At 64.8% G+C, this 20,484-nt stretch carries 21 protein-coding genes; 7 read left to right on the top strand and 14 right to left on the bottom strand.

Features of this window, described 5'->3' with window-relative positions; translation table 11 throughout:
• Positions 1–13: 13 nt before the first annotated feature.
• From flgG to motA, 10 genes are all read right to left on the bottom strand, one after another.
• Entirely contained in the window at positions 14–802 is a 789-nt protein-coding gene (gene flgG / locus ACYCVF_RS00780) for a flagellar basal-body rod protein FlgG (protein WP_459596619.1), read from the bottom strand.
• Positions 803–820: 18 nt separating this feature from the next.
• A complete protein-coding gene (locus ACYCVF_RS00775; protein ID WP_459596618.1) occupies positions 821–1,150 on the bottom strand; it encodes a flagellar hook-basal body complex protein FliE in 330 nt (109 codons plus the stop codon).
• 2 nt (positions 1,151–1,152) lie between these two features.
• Entirely contained in the window at positions 1,153–1,569 is a 417-nt protein-coding gene (flgC, locus tag ACYCVF_RS00770; protein WP_061020724.1) for a flagellar basal body rod protein FlgC, read from the bottom strand.
• Positions 1,570–1,580: 11 nt separating this feature from the next.
• Complete coding sequence (gene flgB, locus ACYCVF_RS00765; RefSeq protein WP_061020723.1) at positions 1,581–1,982, bottom strand: flagellar basal body rod protein FlgB; 402 nt, start codon at positions 1,980–1,982, stop codon at positions 1,581–1,583.
• A gap of 63 nt (positions 1,983–2,045) precedes the next feature.
• On the bottom strand, positions 2,046–3,131 hold the full coding sequence (flhB, locus tag ACYCVF_RS00760; RefSeq protein ID WP_459596617.1) for a flagellar biosynthesis protein FlhB: 1,086 nt from the start codon (positions 3,129–3,131) through the stop codon (positions 2,046–2,048).
• Positions 3,132–3,144: 13 nt separating this feature from the next.
• Positions 3,145–4,185, bottom strand: coding sequence for a flagellar motor switch protein FliG (locus ACYCVF_RS00755; protein WP_459596615.1), 1,041 nt, complete (start codon positions 4,183–4,185; stop codon positions 3,145–3,147).
• Positions 4,186–4,187: 2 nt separating this feature from the next.
• Positions 4,188–4,562: a flagellar motor switch protein FliN gene (gene fliN / locus ACYCVF_RS00750; RefSeq protein ID WP_459596614.1), complete on the bottom strand. Its 375-nt coding sequence runs from the start codon at positions 4,560–4,562 to the stop codon at positions 4,188–4,190.
• A 76-nt stretch (positions 4,563–4,638) separates the two neighbouring features.
• Positions 4,639–4,953, bottom strand: coding sequence for a hypothetical protein (locus ACYCVF_RS00745; protein WP_459596613.1), 315 nt, complete (start codon positions 4,951–4,953; stop codon positions 4,639–4,641).
• Positions 4,934–5,875 carry a flagellar motor switch protein FliM gene (locus tag ACYCVF_RS00740; protein ID WP_459596612.1) on the bottom strand — a complete coding sequence of 314 codons (942 nt, stop codon included), beginning with the start codon at positions 5,873–5,875 and terminating at the stop codon, positions 4,934–4,936. The genes ACYCVF_RS00745 and ACYCVF_RS00740 overlap by 20 nt, the downstream gene beginning before the upstream one ends.
• Positions 5,872–6,768 (bottom strand): flagellar motor stator protein MotA, encoded by an 897-nt coding sequence (motA, locus tag ACYCVF_RS00735; RefSeq protein WP_459596611.1) that lies wholly within the window; start codon positions 6,766–6,768, stop codon positions 5,872–5,874. Before motA ends, ACYCVF_RS00740 begins: the two co-directional genes overlap by 4 nt.
• 141 nt (positions 6,769–6,909) lie before the next feature.
• Here motA and ACYCVF_RS00730 point away from each other — a divergent pair, with 141 nt between their 5' ends.
• The 5 genes from ACYCVF_RS00730 (at position 6,910) to ACYCVF_RS00710 (ending at position 12,895) form a co-directional block, all read left to right on the top strand.
• Positions 6,910–7,698: a DUF1217 domain-containing protein gene (locus ACYCVF_RS00730; RefSeq protein WP_459596610.1), complete on the top strand. Its 789-nt coding sequence runs from the start codon at positions 6,910–6,912 to the stop codon at positions 7,696–7,698.
• Positions 7,699–7,701: 3 nt separating this feature from the next.
• A complete protein-coding gene (gene flgF, locus ACYCVF_RS00725) occupies positions 7,702–8,430 on the top strand; it encodes a flagellar basal-body rod protein FlgF (RefSeq protein ID WP_459596608.1) in 729 nt (242 codons plus the stop codon).
• Between the two features lie 42 nt (positions 8,431–8,472).
• Entirely contained in the window at positions 8,473–9,798 is a 1,326-nt protein-coding gene (gene fliI / locus ACYCVF_RS00720) for a flagellar protein export ATPase FliI (protein ID WP_459596607.1), read from the top strand.
• A gap of 814 nt (positions 9,799–10,612) precedes the next feature.
• A complete protein-coding gene (locus tag ACYCVF_RS00715; RefSeq protein ID WP_459596606.1) occupies positions 10,613–11,248 on the top strand; it encodes a MarR family winged helix-turn-helix transcriptional regulator in 636 nt (211 codons plus the stop codon).
• A gap of 582 nt (positions 11,249–11,830) precedes the next feature.
• Positions 11,831–12,895, top strand: a complete 1,065-nt coding sequence (locus ACYCVF_RS00710; protein ID WP_459596605.1) for a ketopantoate reductase family protein — start codon at positions 11,831–11,833, stop codon at positions 12,893–12,895.
• 27 nt (positions 12,896–12,922) lie between these two features.
• Here ACYCVF_RS00710 and ACYCVF_RS00705 read toward each other — a convergent pair whose 3' ends face one another.
• Entirely contained in the window at positions 12,923–13,975 is a 1,053-nt protein-coding gene (locus ACYCVF_RS00705) for an Acg family FMN-binding oxidoreductase (protein ID WP_459596604.1), read from the bottom strand.
• Positions 13,976–14,600: 625 nt separating this feature from the next.
• Between ACYCVF_RS00705 and ACYCVF_RS00700 the strand changes: the two genes are divergently transcribed.
• A complete protein-coding gene (locus tag ACYCVF_RS00700; protein ID WP_459596603.1) occupies positions 14,601–15,419 on the top strand; it encodes a CxxCxxCC domain-containing protein in 819 nt (272 codons plus the stop codon).
• A gap of 105 nt (positions 15,420–15,524) precedes the next feature.
• Positions 15,525–17,036, top strand: a complete 1,512-nt coding sequence (locus ACYCVF_RS00695; protein ID WP_459596602.1) for a helicase HerA domain-containing protein — start codon at positions 15,525–15,527, stop codon at positions 17,034–17,036.
• A gap of 23 nt (positions 17,037–17,059) precedes the next feature.
• Here ACYCVF_RS00695 and ACYCVF_RS00690 read toward each other — a convergent pair whose 3' ends face one another.
• The 3 genes from ACYCVF_RS00690 to ACYCVF_RS00680 are packed head-to-tail and all read right to left on the bottom strand — an operon-like array spanning position 17,060 to position 20,468.
• Positions 17,060–17,800, bottom strand: coding sequence for an ABC transporter ATP-binding protein (locus tag ACYCVF_RS00690; RefSeq protein WP_459596601.1), 741 nt, complete (start codon positions 17,798–17,800; stop codon positions 17,060–17,062).
• Positions 17,797–18,645, bottom strand: a complete 849-nt coding sequence (locus ACYCVF_RS00685; RefSeq protein ID WP_459596600.1) for an ABC transporter ATP-binding protein — start codon at positions 18,643–18,645, stop codon at positions 17,797–17,799. Before ACYCVF_RS00685 ends, ACYCVF_RS00690 begins: the two co-directional genes overlap by 4 nt.
• A complete protein-coding gene (locus ACYCVF_RS00680) occupies positions 18,645–20,468 on the bottom strand; it encodes an ABC transporter permease (RefSeq protein ID WP_459596599.1) in 1,824 nt (607 codons plus the stop codon). Before ACYCVF_RS00680 ends, ACYCVF_RS00685 begins: the two co-directional genes overlap by 1 nt.
• Positions 20,469–20,484 lie beyond the last annotated feature (16 nt).

Raw genomic sequence — 20,484 nt, 5'->3', positions numbered from 1 at the left:
CGAGACACCGGAACTAGCGCATGCCCTTCGAGACCGTCTGGGCCATTTCGTCCGAGGCCTGGATGACCTTGGCATTCATTTCGTACGCGCGCTGCGCCGAGATCAGCTCGGTGATCTCCTTGACCGGGTCGACGTTCGAGGCTTCGAGATATTTCTGATTGATCTTGCCGTAGCCGGCATCGCCGGGCAGCCCGACGACCGGCGTGCCGGACGCCGTGGTCTCGCGATAGAGATTTCCGCCGAGGGGCTCGAGGCCGGCCTCGTTGGCGAAGTTGGCGAGGTTGAGCTGGCCGATCTGCCGCGGGTTCACTTCCGTATCAAGCTTGGCAAACACCTGGCCGGTGGCGTTGACCGTGACCTCGACCGTTCCCTGCGGCACAATGATCGCGGGATCCAGCAGATAGCCGTCGATCGTGACGAGCTGGGCGTTGGCATTGGTGTTGAACGAGCCCGCGCGGGTGTACTGCACCTCGTTGTTCGGGCCGAGCACCTGAAACCAGCCACGGCCGTTGATCGCCATGTCGTAGGGATTGCCGGTCTGCGTCAGCGCGCCCTGGATGTGCAGCTTGCGGATCGCCGCCGACTTGACGCCGAGACCGAGATTGGCGCCTTCGGGGATCGGCGAGGAGCCGTTGACGTTCGCGACGCCCTGCATGCGGTCCATCTGGTAGAACAGATCGGTGAACTCCGCGCGCGCCCGCTTGTAGGAGGTCGAGTTGATGTTGGCGATGTTGTTCGCAATGACTTCGATGTTGGTTTGCTGGGCATTCATGCCCGTGGCCGCAATGGCGAGCGATTTCACTTATTTCATTCCTTCCGATCAGATCGACATCCGAACGACTTCCTGGTAGGCCTGCACGACCTTGTCGCGAACCGCGACCGCCGTCTGCAGGGCTTGCTCGGCCGACATCAGCGCCTCAACGACGCGGCGCGTCGATTCCTTGCCCTGCATCGCCGAGATCGACGCCGCCTCGCCCGCCTTCAACGTCCCGATCGCGTCGCTGGTCACCTGCTTCATCACGAATTCGAAGCCGAGGTCGTCGCTGGCTTGGGTCGCGGTGGTCACCGCGGGCGAGACGGCCTGCGTCTCGGTCGCGCGGGTCGCCGCCTGGCCGGCGGAGGTCGCCGTGGATGAAATCGCCTCAAGCATTGTCAGCTCCTCAAAAGGTCGATGGTCATGCCGAGCATGGATCTCACCTGCTTCACGACCTGGAGATTGGCTTCATAGGACCGGTTCACTTCCCGCATGTCGGCCATCTCGATCATCATGTTGACGTTCGGCAGCTTGACGTAGCCGGCCTTGTCGGCAGCGGGATGCCCCGGGTCGTACTCCACGCGGTACGGCGTGGTGTCGACCCCGATCTCCTTGACCTTCGCGAGCTGCGTGCCCGAGGCACGGTCCATCGCGGCATCGAAGGTGATCGTCTTGCGCTGATACGGATCGGCGCCGGCGGCGCGTCCCGTCGAGGTGGCGTTGGCGAGATTTTCCGAGACGATGCGCATGCGCGTCGACTGCGCTTCGAGCCCTGAGCTCGCGACCGTCAATGACGCCTGCAGGGAGTCCAGCATGTCAGTTCACCTCAAGCCTTTGCACTCGACAGAACCATGCGGTGGAACGACCGCACGATCGCCGAGTTCATCGAATAATCGCGATTGACGTCGCTGCCCTTGATCATTTCCTGCTCGAGGCTGACGGAGTTGCCGGAGTGAACCACCTCCCAGCTGTCCTTCTTCGCGGTCGCCCGCGTGTCGGTCTCGGTTGCGGACAATTGCATGTGCGACGGCGACGTCGTCGCAAGCCTGACCGGCATGCCGTCGAGCACCTTGTTGAACGGCTCGACGTCGCGCGCCCGAAAGCCCGGCGTGTTGACGTTGGCGACGTTGGTGGCAATGGTCGACTGGCGTAGTTCGAGGTACCGCGCCTGCGACGATGCGAGTTCGAAGAGATAAAGCGGTCCCACGACTGCCCCATTCTGATCCATTCGCGAGAAGCTTAGGGCGGCAAGCTTTCGTCAGGCTGATGAGGCAGATGCCATCCTCCGAATCTACTGAACCTTCTCGGGCCGCGCCGCCTGCTTGGACTGGAGGAAGTAGATGATCTCGGCGACAGGCCGGAAAAACTCCGCCGGAATCACCTGGTCGACCTGGACCGCCTCGTAGAGCGCGCGCGCCAGCGCCTTGTTTTCGATGACCGGGATTCGGTTCTGCTCGGCAACTTCGCGGATCTTCAGCGCGATCACGTCCATGCCCTTGGCCACGACGAGCGGCGCGGCGTTTTCCTCGCGCTTGTAGCGCAGCGCGATCGCGAAATGCGTGGGGTTGGCGATCACCAACGTCGCCCGCGAGGCCGAAGCGATCATGCGCTGGCGCGAACGGTCGCGCGCCAGCGAACGCAGGCGCGCCTTGACCAGCGGATCGCCTTCCGCCTGCTTGTGCTCGTCCTTGATCTCCTGCTTGGTCATGCGCAGTTCGCGCCGCCAGTGGAAGCGCGCCCAGGCGAGATCGATCGCCACCAGGACGATCGTCGCGATGCAGATCGCCGAGACGATTCGCATCGCGATGTTGAGAATCATCTCCGGCAGCGCGACCGGATCAGTGTACATCGCCTCGAACGCCCTCGCTTCGGACGAGCGCAGCACGAAGGCGACCACGGCGGTCACCGCGCCGAGCTTGAACAGCGACTTGGCGAACTCGATCAGGCCCTGCGTCCCGAACAACCGGCTCCAGCCGCTGACCGGGGAGATTCGATTCAGGTCCGGCTTGATACGCTCCAGCACCACGCGCGGCGCGTTCTGAAGCAGCGAAGCGGCGAGCCCGAACACCACCAGGATGACGACCAGCGGCACCAGGAACCGCAGGGCCTGGAGGCCGACCACGGTGAGCAGGTTCTGCGCGTCCGCGCCGGTGCTGAGCGGGAAGCCCTCGGGATCGTCGAGGAGACTCGTCAGCGTCGGCGTCAACTGCTGCACGCCCTGGCCGATCAGGAACGCCTGAATCACCATCAACGCGGCCATCGAGGCGAAAATGGAGGCCTCCCGAGAGACCGGAATCTTGCCCTGTTCGAGCGCATCACGGACTTTCTTCTCGGTCGGCTCTTCTGTCTTGCTCTCCTGATCGGATGTTTCTGCCATGCCCTTTCAGCGGTCAGCGGAAGACCAGCTCATCCTCCTGCTCGGGATTGAGCTCGATCTCGCCCTTCTCTGCCAGCTCAAGCGCAAGGTCGGTGATCACCCGTCGCGCCTCCAGCACGTCGCGCTGGTTCGACGGCTCGCCGATGGCGAGCTCGTGCTCGACGACGCGACGCACGCGCGAGGCGACCGAGGACAGGATCAGCTCGCGGAAGTTCTTGTCGGTGCCCTTCAGCGCGACGACGATCCGATCGGTCGGCACCTGGTCGAAGATCATGGTGCGCGCCTTCGGCGTCAGGTTGACGACGTCGTCGAAGGTGAACAGCAGCTCCTTCAGCACCTCGGCCGACTTCGGTCGCTTCTCCGACAGGCTCTTCAACATGTCCTCGATGTGGCCGCGTTCCATCTTGTTGATGATGTCCGCGACCCGGGCATAGGTATCGGCGCCGAGGTTTCGGGCGAAGTTCAACGTCAGGTCCTCGTGCAGCGTCTTCTCGACGATGCGCATGGCGTCATCGACGATCGGCTTGAGGCTCAGGACGCGTCGCATCAGTTCGTTGCGCAGGCTCGAGGGCAGCTGGCTCATGACCTTGGCGGCGCAGGCCGGCTTGACCTTGGACAGGATCAGCGCCGCGGTCTGCGGATGCTCCTTGGACAGGTAGCTCGCGAGCGAGTTTTCGGACACCGACGAGACGCGGTCCCACACCGAGCGGCTGGAATTGCCGAGCAGATCCGACATGATCTGCGAGACCTGGTCGGCCGGAAGCACGTCGCCGAGCACGGCTTCCAGGCCACCGAGGGTGCCGAGAATGTTGGCGCCCATCGAGAACTGCTGGGCGAACTCTTCGACGATGCCCTCCAGCTCCTGCGCGGTGATCGGCCGCAATTCCGCCGCCGCCTTGGTGACGATGCGGATCTCCTGCGGTTCGAACTGCTGCAGCACGCTCGCGGCCGCCTGCCGGCCCATCGCCAGCAGGAGCGCGGCGACCTTTTCCGTGCCGCCGAGCGTTGTAACGCCTCGCTGCTTGACGGGAGCGATGCCGACCGGTGCCGCCATGGTCAGGTATCACCCTGCCCCAGCGGTCCGACGATCTCCGTGAGCGAGACGCCGAAGCGGGAATTGTCCTCTTCGACGACGACGACCTCGCCGCGAGCGACGATACGGCCGTTGACGACCACGTCGACGGGCTCTCCGACACGGTGATCGAGCGGAACCACCGCACCGCGTCCGAGCTTCATCAGGTTTGCCACCGGGATGGTCGCCGAGCCGAGCACCACCTGCATGGTGACGGGAATGCGCAGGATCGCGTCGACATTGGCGAACTTGCCGGTCTCCTCGGCCGTGCGCTGCGCGATCTCCGCCAGCCGCTCCAGCGGAGACGTCTCGGACTCTGCCGATGCATGTGCAGACTCGTAGTCGAAGGATTGCGCCATTTGGTCTCGCCTCTTGGTATTTCCGCTTCCGGAGCGCCGTGGCGTTCCGATCGTATTCGTTCCGCCGGCTTCGGCTTCAGTGCTTGTTCAGGTCGGCGCCGCCCGTGGTCGCGGCGGGCGTGAACCCGGTCCGCGCATCCAGCGCTGCGATCGCCTCATGCGCCTGATCGATCTTCGTGCTCAGCACCTTGGCGAGCCCTCCGAGACTTGCGGTCGAATCGTGCGCCGCGGTGATGACCGTTTCGAAGGCGCCCGCCGTTTCGTGCATGATGGTCGAGAATTCGCCCTGATAGCTGCGCAGCCGTGCGAGCTCGCGGTGCATCCGGGTCACCCGCATGCTGGTGAAGGCGAGTGCAATCAGCAGCACGGCATCAACGAGATAGGATATCATCGACGAACTCCCGCTTCTGATCGACGGGATCGGCCACCTGCATGGCGTAATAGCCATCGAGCTGGCCGATCTGACACCAGAACAGCACCTGGTTGTTGCTTTCGAGGCGAGCGAGCGTGCGCGGTGTGGCTTCGAGCTCGAGCACCTGCCCGACGTGGAACTTCACGATGTCGCCGAGGGATATCGTCTTCTCGTCCAGCACCGCACTCAGCGTCACCTCGGTACGCTGAACCTCGCTCTCCATCTGCTCCCGCCAGCGCGGATCGGAGGCCCGACCGTCGCTGACGACGACGTGCGCGAGCTTCTGCCTGAGCGGATTGAGCGCGGAGTGCGGAATGATGAGGAACATCTGGCCGCCGCGGTAGAGCGCCTGCAGCATGATGTTCGCGCAGATCGACATGTTGCCGCTCCGCCCGATCGCCAGCGATGCCATCGCGGTCTCGACCCGCTCCACGCGAAAGGTGACGTTGGAGGTGCCGGCGAAAGCGGATTGCAGCGCCTTGGCGAAGCGTTCGAACAACGCCTGCACTAGGCGGAGCTCGATGTTCGAGAACGAGCGCTCGACGTCGAGCGGCGGCTCGGCCCCGTCGGAGCCGAACATCGCCTCGACCATGGTGAACACGAAGTCGCGGTCGAGCATGATGATGATGCGGGAGTCCCACTGCTCGGCATAGAGCACCGCCGCGACCGCGTTGGCCTCGTAGTCCTTGATGACGTCGCCGACACGGTCGTTGCTGATGCCGTTGACGGAGAAATAGCAGGGCGTTCCGGCCATCGGCTGTAGACTGTCGGTGCACGACGCCGCCATGCGATCGAAGATCACATTGAGCATCGGCATACGATCGATCGATATGCCGGCGGCGTCCAGCAGGTAGTTCGGCAGCTGCTTCCGCTGATCGACCTCGGCGTCTTCCATCATCATGCGCGCGCCGCCTTGGGTTCGGGCTCGGCCACGACCGCCTTGGGACCCGCGATGGTCTCATTCTCGACGACGTCGATCGAGGGCCGTTCGCTGCTCGCGATCATCTTGCGGCCGTGCTCGACCGCGATCTGCGGCATGGCACCGTTCATGAACGCCAGCAGCGTCTGCTTGACGATGATGTATGGCCGGCATTTCTTCTCGCGCGTCATCTTGACCTTCAGCGCGAAGGGCGAAATGATGCCGTAGGACAGGAAAATGCCGGCGAATGTGCCGACGAGGGCCGCGCCGATGTAGCCGCCCAGCAGCTTCGGCGATTGGTCGAGCGCGCCCATCGCCTTGATGACGCCGAGCACCGCAGCGACGATGCCGAGCGCCGGCAGCGCTTCGGACACGGTAACCAGCGAGTGGTAGGGCGTCAACTTGCCCTTCACGATGGTGTGGATCTCCTCGTCCATCAGCGCTTCGATCTCGTGCGTCCGCGCGTTGCCCATGATGATGAGGCGGACATAGTCACAGATGAACTGGAGCAGCGACGGATCGCCGAGCACGCTCGGGAACGCCTTGAATATCTCGGAGGACGAGGGATCGTCGATGTGTGCTTCCACCTCGTTGCGGCCCTTGCCCCGCAGTTCACGCATCAGCGCGTGCAGCGCCCCGAGCAGGTCGAGATAGTAACGCTGCCCCGGTACCGAGCCGGTGATGGCCTGCATGCAGGCAACGCCGGTGTCTACGACGGTCTTCCAGGGATTGGCCACGATGAAGGTGCCGACCGCGGTGCCCACGATGATGACGAATTCCCACGGCTGCATGAGCACGGCCAGATGCCCGCCCATGGCAGCGAAGCCGCCGAGCAACGCCGCTACCGTGATGAATATCCCCACGAAACTGCCCAACGCGCCGCTCCATCACCGATCCCGCGGGAATATCTAGTCGGCGACGCTTGCGCGAAGCTGGCTTCGGTGTCGCCAGCCCCGCGCAAGCAATTCGCGGCAGCCTGAGACGAAGCCGCAACAGCGACCAGAGGGGCGCGCGTCATGCTATCCACCATCGCGGATTACACCAGACTGACGAAGGACATGGGCAGGTCGCTGACGCAGGTCGCGAAGCAGCCGGACGTCAGCCGCGAGACCGACTATTTCCTCAGCCACATCGGCAACGTGAAGACCATCGACGATTTCCTGAAGGACTATCGTCTATATTCCTACGCGATGAAGGCCTACGGCCTCAGCGACATGACCTATGCCAAGGCATTCATGCGCAAGGTGCTGACCGAGGGCATTGCAAACAAGGACGCCTTCGCCAACAAGCTGACCGACACTCGCTACCGGCAGTTTGCCGCCGCCTTCAACTTCGCCGCCCTCGGCGACAAGGCAACCCAGGCCGCCGCGGCCACGACCGGCACGGCGAGCCAATACGTCACCCAGACGATGGAGGAGAAGGCCGGCGATCAGAACGAAGGCCTGCGATTGGCGCTCTACTTCGCCCGCAAGGCTTCCACGATCACGACCTCCTACCAGATCCTCGCCGACAAGGCGTTGACGCAGGTAGTGCAGACTGCAATGGGCTGGCCGTCGACGATCAGTTCGTCCGACATCGATGCCCAGGCCAAGATGATCACGGACAAGATCGATCTCGTCGATTTCCAGGACCCGGCCAAGGTTACTAAATTTGTGCAGCGTTTCGCCGCGATGTGGGATGCGACCCAGACCCAGAACGCCCCCTCGACCAATCCCGCGCTGGTCCTGATCGCCGGCGCGTCGACGACGATCAGCATGGATACCAACATGCTCACGACGCTTCAGAACATCAAGTTCAACAGGTAAGTCATGCAATCCGCCCTCTATGTGGGATTGTCGGCGCAGGTCGCTCTCGAAAAGCGCCTCCAGACGATCGCCAACAACGTCGCCAACGTCAACACGGCGGCGTTCCGCACCGACGTGGTGAAGTTCGAGACAGTGCTGTCCAAGGCGGGGCCGACCCCGGTGGCGTTCTCCTCGCCCGGCGACAACATCATCTCGCGCGAGATTGGCAACATCACCGAGAGCGGCAACCCGCTCGACGTCGCCGTGGTCGGACAGGGCTGGATCGCCTTCGCCGGTCCGAACGGCACCGTCTACACGCGCGACGGCCGCCTTCAGATCGCCCCCAACGGCGACCTTCAGACCGTGAGCGGCTTCCCCGTCGTCGATTCCGGCGGTGCGCAGATCACGCTCGACCCGAACGGCGGACCGATATCGATCGCGCGCAGCGGCGCGATCACCCAGGACAACAACGAGATCGGCACCATCGGCCTGTTCAACATTCCAGCCGACGCCAATCTCGAACGCTACGGCAATTCCGGGGTGACGCCCGACCGGCCCGCGACCGTCATCGCCGATTTCTCCCGGGACGGCTTCAAGCAGGGCTATGTCGAGGGCTCCGGCGCAAATCCGATGCTCGAATTGACGCGGCTGATCTCGGCTTCCCGCGCCTTCGACGGCACCAATTCGATGATCGAGGGCACCGAGAGCTCGCTCCAGAACGCGATCCGGACTCTCGGCGAACCCGGCAAGTAGACTGCGCCTCGCGCGCATTGAGATTGAGGTTGGACGGTTTCCTTGAACGCTCTTCGGCAACTCGAGTGGGCGCTGCTGGAGCTTCAGCAGAGCACTCCCCTGGCAAGCGTCAGCGGCGCGATCTCCGAGATCGCGCCGACGCATTTCCGCGTCTCCGGCCTGTCGCGCTTCGTCAGGCTCGGCGAGCTCATCGGCGTCAATTCGGCCGGCAAGCGCCAGATCGGCGAGGTGGTGCGGATCGACAGCGACGGCATCGTTGCCAAGCCGTTCGACCGGCAATTTGCCGGCGGCCTCGGCTCGGTCGCCTACCGGATGCCGCCTCTGTCCTTCGCGCCAGATGCTGGCTGGAAGGGCCGCGTCATCAACGCCCTCGGCGAGCCGCTGGACGGACAGGGCCCCCTCACCCAGGGAGCCCAGGCGGTCTCGGCGGAAGCGGAGGCGCCGTCAGCCATGAAGCGCGCTCGCGTACACAAGCCGCTGCGCACCGGCGTACGCGTCATCGACCTGTTTTCGCCGATCTGCGCCGGCCAACGCGTCGGCATCTTCGCCGGCTCCGGCGTCGGCAAATCCACGCTGCTGGCGATGCTCGCCCGCAGCCAGGGTTTTGACACCGTCGTCCTGGCGCTGGTCGGCGAGCGCGGCCGCGAGGTGCGCGAGTTCATCGAGGACGTGCTGGGCATCGACCGTCATCGCGCCGTCACGATCGTGTCGACGGGGGACGAGAGCCCGATGATGCGGCGGCTGGCGCCGAAAACGGCCATGGCGGTCGCCGAATATTTTCGCGATCGGGGCGAATCGGTGCTGCTGATGGTCGATTCGATCACCCGTTTCGCTCATGCCGCTCGCGAGGTGGCGCTCGCTGCCGGGGAGCCCGCGGTCGCGCGCGGCTACGCGCCGACGGTCTTCACCGATCTGCCGCGCCTCCTGGAGCGCGCCGGTCCCGGTGAGGAGGGATCTGGCACGATAACCGGGATTTTCTCCGTGCTGGTTGACGGCGACGATCACAACGAGCCGATCGCGGACACCATCCGCAGCACACTCGACGGGCACATCGTGCTCTCCAGGCACATTGCCGACCAGGCGCGCTATCCGGCCGTGGACGTGCTGGCCTCGGTCTCGCGCCTCGCCCACAACGTCTGGGATCCCGAGGAGCGCGAATTGGTGAGCAAGCTGCGCGCCATGATCGCGAAATACGAGGACACGCGCGACCTCCGCCTGATGGGCGGATATCAGTCGGGACGTGATTCGAGCCTCGATCAAGCGGTCGACATGGTTCCGAGAATCTACAGCGCGATGCGCCAAGGCGCTTCGGCCCCCCCGAGCGCAGATCCGTTCCGCGAACTCCGGGACATGCTCAAGGGCGACTAGCGGGTGGAGCGGGTGCGAAGGCGTACGATACAAGCCTGTCACCCGTCCGGCCCGTGGTTATCGACAGGAGATTGCGCATGTCGCTACGCTTCCCGTGCATGCGCGCAGATTCGCCGCCGACTTCCGTCGTGAACGCATCCCGGTTCGGGTGAGATCGCGCTCCCGGGCGCTATCGGACAGACAATCCTGCGCTCACGGCCGAAGCAACCATTGCGGGTAATTCCTGTGAATTCCCCTGAGGATTCTTGGGCAGAACGCACAAGTTGTGGATGACGTGCCGACACACACCGTGGTCATGCACAAGCTTCGATCAGTTTGCGTCAACGGCGGACAGCAACATGCCATGAAATCAAACCGTCGTAGAGCTGAGGCACGTCGCGCGCAGACAGAGAGTTTGCGCTCACCTTCATGTGTCCGAGAGAGTGAGATTGTCTTGAACGTCACGTTCGGCTGCGACGACATCCAGTCTCCACGAGCGTCTTGACTTGATTTTGTTGAGAAGCTCATTCATCGTTTCCGCGGATACAAGAAACGTCTGCTTGTGACTTGAACTTTTGGGGGCTTCGGTTGAGCTACTCCGATCCACCGTCTTCCGGCGACGGCGACCCGGGCTCCCCCGCGATGGCGATGCTGCTGGCATGCCATCGGCGCCATAGCCTCTCGCTGCGGATGACGCGATGCCCATCGGCCCAAAGCCGGCGCGTTACGGTCCGTGCGTTTGAGCGAGAGTTCGACGCGACACGCCGGTCGGACGCTCAGGGCGCAAGACGGCTTCGGGACGCCACCGACGAAGTTCCGGGGACGAGGTAGATCCATGCCATTGGCGCGGGAAGCCGTCGAGCTGCTGGTTCAGGCGGCGAGGGCCTGGTATTTCGAAGGCAATCAGCATGGATTGCGTGATCGGGAGTGGATGGCGCTGCGCTTCCTTGGCCGCGCCAACAGGTTTTCGCGCACTCCGTCCGCGCTGGCCGGCTTCATCGGCGCGACGCGAGCGACTGCATCGCAGATCGTGAAGACTCTGGAGAGCAAGTCCTTTCTGGTACGAAAGCCGTCGCAGGAAGACAAGCGTTCCGTCGTCCTGCACGTCACCGCCCAGGGCGAGAAATGCCTTAGCCAGCACGACCCGATCAACCACGTCGTGAACGCCGTCACGGCGCTCGGCACCGACGAGTGCATCAGGCTGCGCGACTCTCTCCGTGAGGTCCTCAATCACCTCGATGCGGCCCATCAGCGGCTCGATGCCAGCATCTGCCGGGATTGCATGTTCCTCGCGGAGCGCGGCCCGGGGACCGTCAAGGGACGTGCTACCGCCGAATTCATGTGCCGGCTCTATCGTGCTCCGATCTCGCTCGAGGAGACCGAATTGCTGTGCACCAGTTTCGAGCGCACGCGTGACCGCCCCAAGATCGAGCAGCATCTCGACCCAGCGCGCGCAGCGAGCCAGCGGTGAGGCGGACGCCTCGAGGGCAGCCACACAGCCTGGGATGACGACGCAAGACTTGCGGATGGTCTCGCAGCGGAAGAATCGTTGCGAGACGCGCACCTGGTCCTTCCGCGATTGGAATGAGCCAGCTCTTTCAGAGCAGGTATTGCGTGCGCCGCGAAGCAAATCCGGACTGTTTCCCTAGTTAGAAGGCTTCTAAGGGTTTCGTCGAGCGCGCGTCTGCTCCTTCAGCTGGCCCCCCAACTCGCGAAACAAAAAGGCGCCATCGATCCGCGACACGTGACGAGTTCGCCTTCAAGGTCATGACGGGACGGGCGAAACATGCGATATTTCCGATTTCGGTAAAATGAAAATCTTTCGCAGAAGCGGATTGGCAAGGCGACGACCCTGCCCCGACGCGTTGCCCCATGGGGCGGAAGCAGATCCAGTAAGGCGGCAAGCGCCGGGGCGGGCGGTGAATTGAAGTTCGCCCAGCCGCTGGCATGCATTATCCCAGTTGCCATCGCGCGGCACTTCGCTTTACATGGCGCCAATTCGCTCCCGGATGTTGGGCCGGGGCTCACAACACATTTTCCAAAGGGACGGAGCATGGCGCGCAACATATTGATTCTCGGGGCTTCTTACGGCTCGCTGCTTGGCACAAAGCTGCTGATGGCGGGGCATAACGTGACCGTGGTCTGCCGCGCCAGGACGGCGGAGCTGATCAACCGGGACGGTACCGAGGTGCGGATCAAGTTGCGCGACGAGGCAGTCCACCGGGCGATCTTCTCTCGCGATCTCCCCGGCAAGCTCGATGCGATCACGCCTGCCAATGTCGACCTCTCCCGCTACGATCTGGTCGGCCTCGCAATGCAGGAGCCGCAATACACCAACCACACGGTGCGCGTTCTCATGGTCAAGATCGCAGCGGCGAAGTTGCCGTGCCTGTCGATCATGAACATGCCGCCGCTGCCCTATCTGAAGCGGATTCCGGCACTCGCCGACATGGATCTCGAAGAAGCCTACACCAATGCGCAGGTGTGGGAGCGGTTCGAGCCGGGTCTGGTGACGCTGTGCTCGCCCGACCCGCAGGCGTTCCGTCCGCCGGAAGAGGCCGCCAACGTGCTTCATGTCGGCCTGCCCACCAACTTCAAGGCATCGGTCTTCGCTGATGAGAAGCACAACAAGCTGCTGCGCGAGCTCGAAGCCGACATCGACGCGGTGACGCTCGACGGCCATGACGTGCCGGTGAAGCTGAAAGTGTTCGACTCGCTGTTCGTGCCGCTGGCGAAATGGTCCATGCTGCTGACCGGCAACTACCGCTGCATCACGCCCAACGAACCGCAGTCGATCCGCGATGCCGTGCACGGCGACCTCACGCGTTCGCAGACGATCTACGACCATGTCGATGCGATCGCCCGCCGGCTCGGCGCCGATCCGCAGGACCAGGTACCGTTCGCAAAATATGCCAAGGCTGCCGAAAGCCTGCTCAAGCCGTCTTCGGCGGCGCGCGCGGTTGCGAGCGGCGCGCCCTTCATCGAGCGCGTTGATCTCCTGGTGAAGCTGATCTCGCATCAGTTCGGCATGCCGAACGCCGAGATCGACCGCACCGTCGACACCGTGGACCAGAAGCTGAACGAGAGGATCGTGCAGGGTGGATCCGGCGCGCAGTAGCGCATCCCGCTGCGGAAGTGACTCGTCTCACGCGATCACTTGCGCCACGGGCCGGCGCAGTGATTTCGGCAGCTCCGGCCCGGCACCGAAACGCACCACGAGATCCGGCAGGCGCGCGCCCAGGCCGAGATAGGCGGCGAGCTGCCGGCGAAGGCGCGCAATCTCGACCGGCTGGTTGACGAAAGCATATTTGAGACCGACCGCCGTGGCCTGCAAGGCAAAACGCTGGCAGGCACGGCCCACCTCGATCCAGTGCGCGGCGTCGTCGCGCTCGGCGACGAACACCGCGACACCCGCCGAACTTTCGATGCAGGCGCGATACCTGTCGTTCTCGCCGCGCTCGGTGAATACGAACGGCATCAGCTGGCGCGCCAGCCAGCGCGGCAGCGCCGGATTGCCCGAAGCGCGCGAGAACAGGCCGTCCATCGTTGCGACGGCCTCACCCTCGTTGAAGCGGATCCAGGTTTCGAGTTCGTCCATGAATCTCCGGTCGCGCATCTGGCTCGTGTTGCCTTCGACCACGTAATCCGCAATCTCCGCCATCTGCTTGCGGTCGGTGAGGAGAAGGACCGCGACGCCGTCGCCGGTGCCCGCCCGCTGCAGTTCACGCAGCACATCGCCGGAAACAGGCTGACCATCATAGGGCGCACGAGTCGACTGCCGGTGCGGGATCGCCGCGAACAGGGCCGAGCGCTCGATCGCGGCGCTCTCGAATTCCGCCGTGACGGCACCGGCTTCGAAGCGCAATGCCGGCCGCAACCCCATGGCCAGCGCCGCATGAGTCAGGTTCTCGGCCGCGCATCCGAGGCTGACGAACACATGGTGATCGTCTGGATCGACCACCGGACAGCGACGCGAGACGTCCGGCGCGATGGAAATGCTGCGCGGAGTCAGGGTGAAGCGCCACGGCTGGGTATTGTGACTGTTGGCCGCCAGCGTTGCATAACGGACGATCTCGTGCAGGCCGCCCTCCGGGCGCAACGGAGCCCAGGTGGCGCGTACAGCGTCTTCGTAGGTGGCGGCGGTCGCCGCGCGCGATGACTGCGGCCGCATCATGCTCGAGCAGGCGAGACCCGCCATCAAACTTCGCCTGCTGACCATGAGACCGTCCACGCTGTTGCCACGGAGCAAGGATGCCAGCCTGGTGTGTATTCCACATTGATGCCGCGCAAAGCCGATTCGTATCTGAACGAGACGCTTGTGCAGGGCGGACCTGGCGCGCAGCCGTCTGTTTCAGACCTCGGCCCTCATGCGCTCCAGAACGATTGGATTCAGATCAGGCCGGTGACCGCAATGAGCGTGATCGCGCCACCTGTGCCGCCGCTCGCACCAGCGGCGCTGGCGCTGTTCCCGCTGTGGCGCAGACTCAACAGCCGTCGCTATTCCCCGCTAACGGGATCGCTGTCACATCGCGCCGACGCGGACCCACCGATATCACGACTGCGTGAGACGACGGGATGCCGTCCGTCACATCGCAGCGCTTCGCAAGCAAAGCGTGTGGATTCGACGCGATGGTGCCCTCCCTCACGTGCGAGCCCTCCATTCGCGCAAGCGTTGCATGCGCCCAGAACAAGTCCTGCTCCTTGCTGCGGCGGACGACCTGAGCAAGATATCTTTCTAAGTCAGGTGTCTCAGACCTGTTTGCTGCCGGCCTGTTGTTCCGGCGTGATGGCAATGCACGACCGAGAGAACAAGAACAATAACAATGGATCAGGCGATGCTGAGCGTCGTCCGCGCGGTGGAGGCAGGCGCGACGACGATGAAGGGCGTGATCGACGCCACCGGACTGTCCCGTCTCAAGATCGAGCGGGCGTTGTCCGCGCTGGAGAAGCAGAAGCTGCTCGTCCGCGACGGACGGGGCTTCCGCGCCACCGGCCTGCCGAGATCGGCGCGGCCCGCCCGGCAATGCGGATCGTGCAACGCCTGCTGCGATATCCTCGAAGTGGCCGCCGTCGAAAAGCCGGTGAACCAGCTCTGCAGGCATTGGCAGGCAGGTACGGGATGCACCATTTACGACCGCCGTCCGCAGATGTGCCGATCTTTCACCTGCGCCTGGCTGCAAGGCCATCTCGACGATGATTGGTTCCCCGAGCGTGCAGGCCTCGTGGTGCACTTCAGCCAGGATGCGGTCAACGTCACGGTCGATGACGATTGCCCCGATCGCTGGCGCGAGGAGCCGTATTTCAGCAAGCTCGCCGAATGGTCGCTGAACGGCATCAGGCGGATTGGAAATCGCGGTTATGCCACGCTCATCGTATCAGGCAGAGAGCGGTTCCTGCTGCTTGGACGCACCATCGTTCCCGAGCCGACGCCGTTCGGCACCGCTTTCGTGCCAGTCACAGCCGATACCTTCCGATTCTGGCGGGCGACATCGCCAGCGCACCTGCAACGGCTGCACGAGCGCATTGCCGAGATCGCGCAGATCCGGCAGGAATTCGGCTCATGCGCGATTCCCGAGAACGAGGACGACGATCCGCAGCCTCCCTATCGGCCCGCACTTCTACGGCAGTCGAACCACGCCTGAACGCCGCCGTGGGCAACGCGACATGATTCGCACTGTAGCGCTCGACGCGCCCCGACCAGGTTGATAAGCCCCTGTCCGCGAATGGCGGGGACTTGAGTCGGGGACATGACGGTTGCGATCGAGATGGGGCAGACCACGGCAGGCGCCGCGGCGGCCATGGACCTCGAGGAACTGCTGGCAACCCGCCTCCTGGTGCAGGGCAATTCGGGCTCCGGCAAGTCGCATCTGTTGCGGCGGCTCCTGGAACAGAGCGCGCCCTGGGTGCAGCAGGCCATCATCGATCCCGAAGGCGATTTCGTCACGCTGGCCGAGCGCTTCGGCCATCTGGTGATCGAGGCCGAGGATCACACCGAGCGCGGCCTTCAGGTCGCGGGCGAGCGCGCCAGGCTGCATCGGGTCTCCACCGTGCTCAATCTCGAAGGGCTGGACGCCGAGAATCAGATGCGGCGCGCCGCGGCGTTCCTCGGCGGCCTGTTCGACGTCGACCGCGACCACTGGTACCCGATGCTCGTCGTCGTCGACGAGGCGCAGCTGTTCGCGCCCGCAGTGGCCGGCGAAGTCTCGGACGAGGCCCGAAAACTGTCGCTCGGCGCCATGACCAACCTGATGTGCCGCGGCCGCAAGCGCGGGCTCGCCGGCATCATGGCGACCCAGCGCCTGGCGAAGCTCGCCAAGAACGTCGCGGCGGAAGCTTCCAACTTCCTGATGGGCCGGACCTTCCTCGACATCGACATGGCGCGCGCCGCCGATCTGCTCGGCATGGAACGGCGCCAAGCCGAAGCCTTTCGCGACCTCGAACGCGGCCAGTTCATGGCGCTGGGTCCTGCGCTGTCGCGCCGTCCTTTGCGGCTGAACATCGGCCCGACGGACACCAGCCCGCGCAATTCCACGCCGCGGCTGATGCCGATGCCGGAGGCCGCGCTCGAGGATATGCGCGCCGTGATCCTGGCCGCGCCGCCGCCCGACGCCAGCCGGCCGCAGCGACGGCCGGCGCCGGACCTGCTCGAGCAGCTCCGCGCCGCGAAGGCCGCCGCGCCGGAGATCCGGCCCAAGGTGATCGAGGTGCCGGTCAGCGCCGAGGAGCTCGCGGAGCGGCGCGAGCGCGTGGATCGTACGCTGCGTGCCGTGCTCGCCGAGCCCGACGCCGGCTTCCGCGCCGTCGGCGTGCTCTATCAGGAGTTCGTGGTTCGCTGCCGCATCGAGGGCCTCGGTTCGGCCGTGCCCGACCTCAATGAATTCCGCCGCATGCTGACGCGCGCGCGCGCCGGGCTTGGCGCCGAGCATACCGAAGACGATGCCTGGCAGGACGTCTCGCTGCGCGCATCCATCTTGCCCGACGACATGCAGGGCGTGTTCATGATGATCGCGCGCGCAGCGAAGGAAGGCTGGCCGTGTCCCGGCGACGCCGCGATCGCGCGGGCCTACGGCTCGCATTCGCTGCGCCGGGCGCAGCGGCTGCTCGGCTACATGGAGGAGCAGGGCCTGATCGTCTGCCAGCTCGACGGCGGTGGACGCAGGATCGTGACGCTGGTGGAGCTGGCCTGGGCCACAGCCCCGGGCGATCCCAATGGCGATGATCTGCCGGCCGAGCCGGCGCATGGCATGGCTTCGCTCTGATCCCGTCGTCTCCGACGAACGCGTTACGCGGCCTCCGAACCTCCGAGATACGCGTCACGCACGCGGGGATCGTCCTTCAGAACCCGCGCCGGGCCGGAGAGCACGATCCTGCCGGTCTGGAGCACGTAGGCTTCATGCGCGATCTCGAGCGCAAGGCTGGCGTTCTGCTCGACCATGAACACCGAGACGCCCTCCTTGTTGATGGTGCGGATCAGCTCCAGCACGCGATCGACATAGAGCGGCGAGAGGCCCATGGTCGGCTCGTCCATCACGATCATGCGGGGGCGGCTCATCAGCGCGCGCGCCATGGCCACCATCTGCTGTTCGCCGCCGGAGAGCGAGCCGGCGCGCTGCGACAGCCGCTGGCCCAGTTTCGGGAACAGCGTCAGCATCCTGTCGAGATCCTGCGCGACAGCATCGCGGTCGTTGCGCACGAAGGCGCCCATCAGGATGTTCTCGCGCACGCTCATGTCCGCGAACAGCCGCCGCGCCTCCGGCACCGAGGCGATGCCACGGCGGACGATCTGTGGCGTGGAGAGGCCGATCAGTGAGGCGCCGTCGAACGTCACTTCGCCCGAGCGCGGCTTCACCAGACCCAGAATGATCTTCATCGTCGTCGACTTGCCACTGGCATTGCCGCCGAGCAGGCAGACGATGTGGCCGCGTGCGACCGTTATCGACAGGTCGAAATGCACCTGGGCCTGCCCGTAGAAGGTGTTGATGTTGGACAAGGCCAGCAGCGGTTCGGGCGAAGGATTCGTCATGCCGCGCTCTCCTGCTCGGACGCTGCCGTCAGCCCGTGGCCGAGATAGGCCTCGATCACCTTGGGATCACTCCGGACCTCCTCGCCTCGGCCTTCGGCGATCTTCCTGCCTTCGTCCATGACGATGACGCGGTCAGACAGGCGCATCACCATTTCCAGCTTGTGCTCGATCAGGAGAATGGTCAGCCCTTCCGCCTTCAGCTCGGCGACGAGGCCCTGCATCTCCGCGGTTTCGGTCGGGTTCATGCCGGCGGTCGGTTCATCCAGCAGCAAGAGCCGCGGCTTCAGCGCCAGCGCCCGCGCGATCTCGACGCGGCGGCGGTTGGCGTAGGAAAGGCTATAGGCCGGCTGGTCGATCCGCGGCAGGAGCCGCTCGCCGAAGCGCGCGAGTATGGCTTTCACCTCCTCGCGTAACCGCTCTTCTTCCGCCTTGACACTGGCGGGCCGCAGCAGCGCCAGCCCCAGCTCCAGGAGCGGACCGATCACCGGCACCGCCGGCTTCACCGCACGCAGACGGGTGTGCGCGCCGATCAGGACATTGTCTATCACGCTGAGATTGCCGAACACGCGGCCGAGCTGGAAGGTGCGCGCAATGCCCTGGGCAGCAAGCCGCTCCGGCGAGAGCCCCGTGATGTCCCGACCTTCGAAGGCGGCAGTACCGGCGTCGGGCCGGTCGAGCCCTGTCACGAGATTGAACAACGTGGTCTTGCCGGCGCCGTTCGGGCCAATGATGCTAATGAGCTCGCCCTTGGCGAGGTCGAGATCAATGGTGTCGACGGCGGTGACGCCGCCGAAGCGGCGCGTCAGGCCGCGCAGGGACAACAGGGCCGCGTGCTGCTCCGCCATCAGATCGTCCCCAGCAGGCCCTGCGGCCTGAACCGCACGAGGAGCAGCAGCACGATGCCGTAGATCAGGATGCGGTACTCGGCCGCGATGCGGAAGACTTCGGGCAGGCCGACCAGCGCGACCGCTCCGACGATCGCGCCGACGACGTTGCCCAGGCCGCCGAGGATGACGACCGTCAGCGCCAGGATGGATTGCTGCGTGTTGAAGGTCTCGTGATTGATGTAGGAATAGAGATGCGCGGCGATGCCGCCGCTGACGCCGGCGGCGAAACCGCCGAAGATGAAGGCCAGCGACTTGTAGCGGTTCAGGCTGAGCCCATAGGCGCGCGCCGCGATGTCGTCGTCGCGGATGGCACGAAAGCTGCGGCCGAGATGCGAGCCGAGCAGCCGCCCTTGGAGCAGCGCCAGCACGATCATCACGGCGAGACTAAACCAGTAGACCGATGACGGGCTGATCAGGTCGTGGCCGAACAGCGACAGCGGCGGAATGCCGGAGATGCCGATCGGACCGCGGGTGACGCTTTCCCAGTTCAAGATCGCCAGTGCCACGATCTCGCCGATGGCGAGGGTGGCGATCGAGACGTAGTGCCCGCGCAGGCGGAACGACGGCGAGATCAGGAGCGTGCCGAGCGCAGCGCTCATCAGGCCACCGCCGATGACGGCGAGGCCGACCGGGACGGAGAGCGTCAGCGACAGCAGCGCGGATGTATAGGCGCCGATCGCGAGCAGCGCGGCGTGACCGAGCGAAACCTGCCCCATCGTGCCCGCAACCAATGTCAGGCTGAGGGCGAGCATGCCGAGCAGCCAGGCATTGATCAGGGTCTGGAGCACGTAGAAGGACACCGGGAAGAACGGCAGGATTGCGAAGGCGGCAGCCGCGATCAGCAGGGCCAAGCGCGGAATGCGCACCGGTCGGCTCGGCGCGATGAAGGTTCCGGTGAGCGGCTCCGGCGGGGCCTGCCGGGCGCTGACGAGCAGGCCGTTCGGCCGCAGCACGAGTACCAGGACCAACAGCAGGAACGCGAACAGATTGCGGTAGCTGGTGCCGAACACGGCAACGCCATAGCTCTCCACCAGTCCCAGCAGCAGGCTGCCGATCACCGCGCCCGGCACGTTGCCGGCGCCGCCGACGACTTCAGCGACGACGCCCTTCAGCGTCGCCTGTAGGCTCATCGCCGTGTCGATCTGGTTGTAGTACATGCCGACCAGCATGCCGGAGACGCCGCCGAGCGCAGCCGCGATGCCGAACACCGCCTGATTGACGCGGTTGACGTCGACGCCCATCTGCATCGCCGCGTCGCGATCCTGCGCGGTGGCGCGCACGGCCCAGCCGAGCTTGGTGTAGCGCAGGAACACGAACAGCAGCAGCGCGCTGGTGAGCCCGACGCCAGCGATCAAGAGATCAAGCGGCCCGATCGTGCCGCCACCGAGCTGGAAGCGGACGTCAGGCAGCTGACTCGGCAGCGCGCGCGGATTGGGCGAGAAGATCAGCATCACCAGCTGATCGAGCACGAAGCTGATGCCGATCGTCGCGAGCAACGGTGCGATGCGCACCGAGTTCTGGAGCGGACGTAAGCCGAACCGCTCGATGATCAAGCCGACCGCCGCGGCGGACGCCGCCACCAGGATGATGGTGAGCGGAAGCGGCGTGTGCAGCTGGACCACCGCGACCCAGCCGATATAGGCGCCGACCAGATAGATCGAGCCTTGCGCGAAGTTGATCAGCCGACTGACGCCGAAGATCAGCGCGAGCCCCACCGCGACGAGCGCGTAGACATTGCCGACGATCAGCCCGTTGATCGTGTAGTCGAGCCAGGAAGACACACAGCGTTCCCAATGT

This window comes from Bradyrhizobium cedriense, assembly GCF_054602315.1.
The sequence above is the reverse complement of the archived record's forward strand: the minus strand, read 5'-3'. Positions and strand labels throughout refer to the sequence as shown.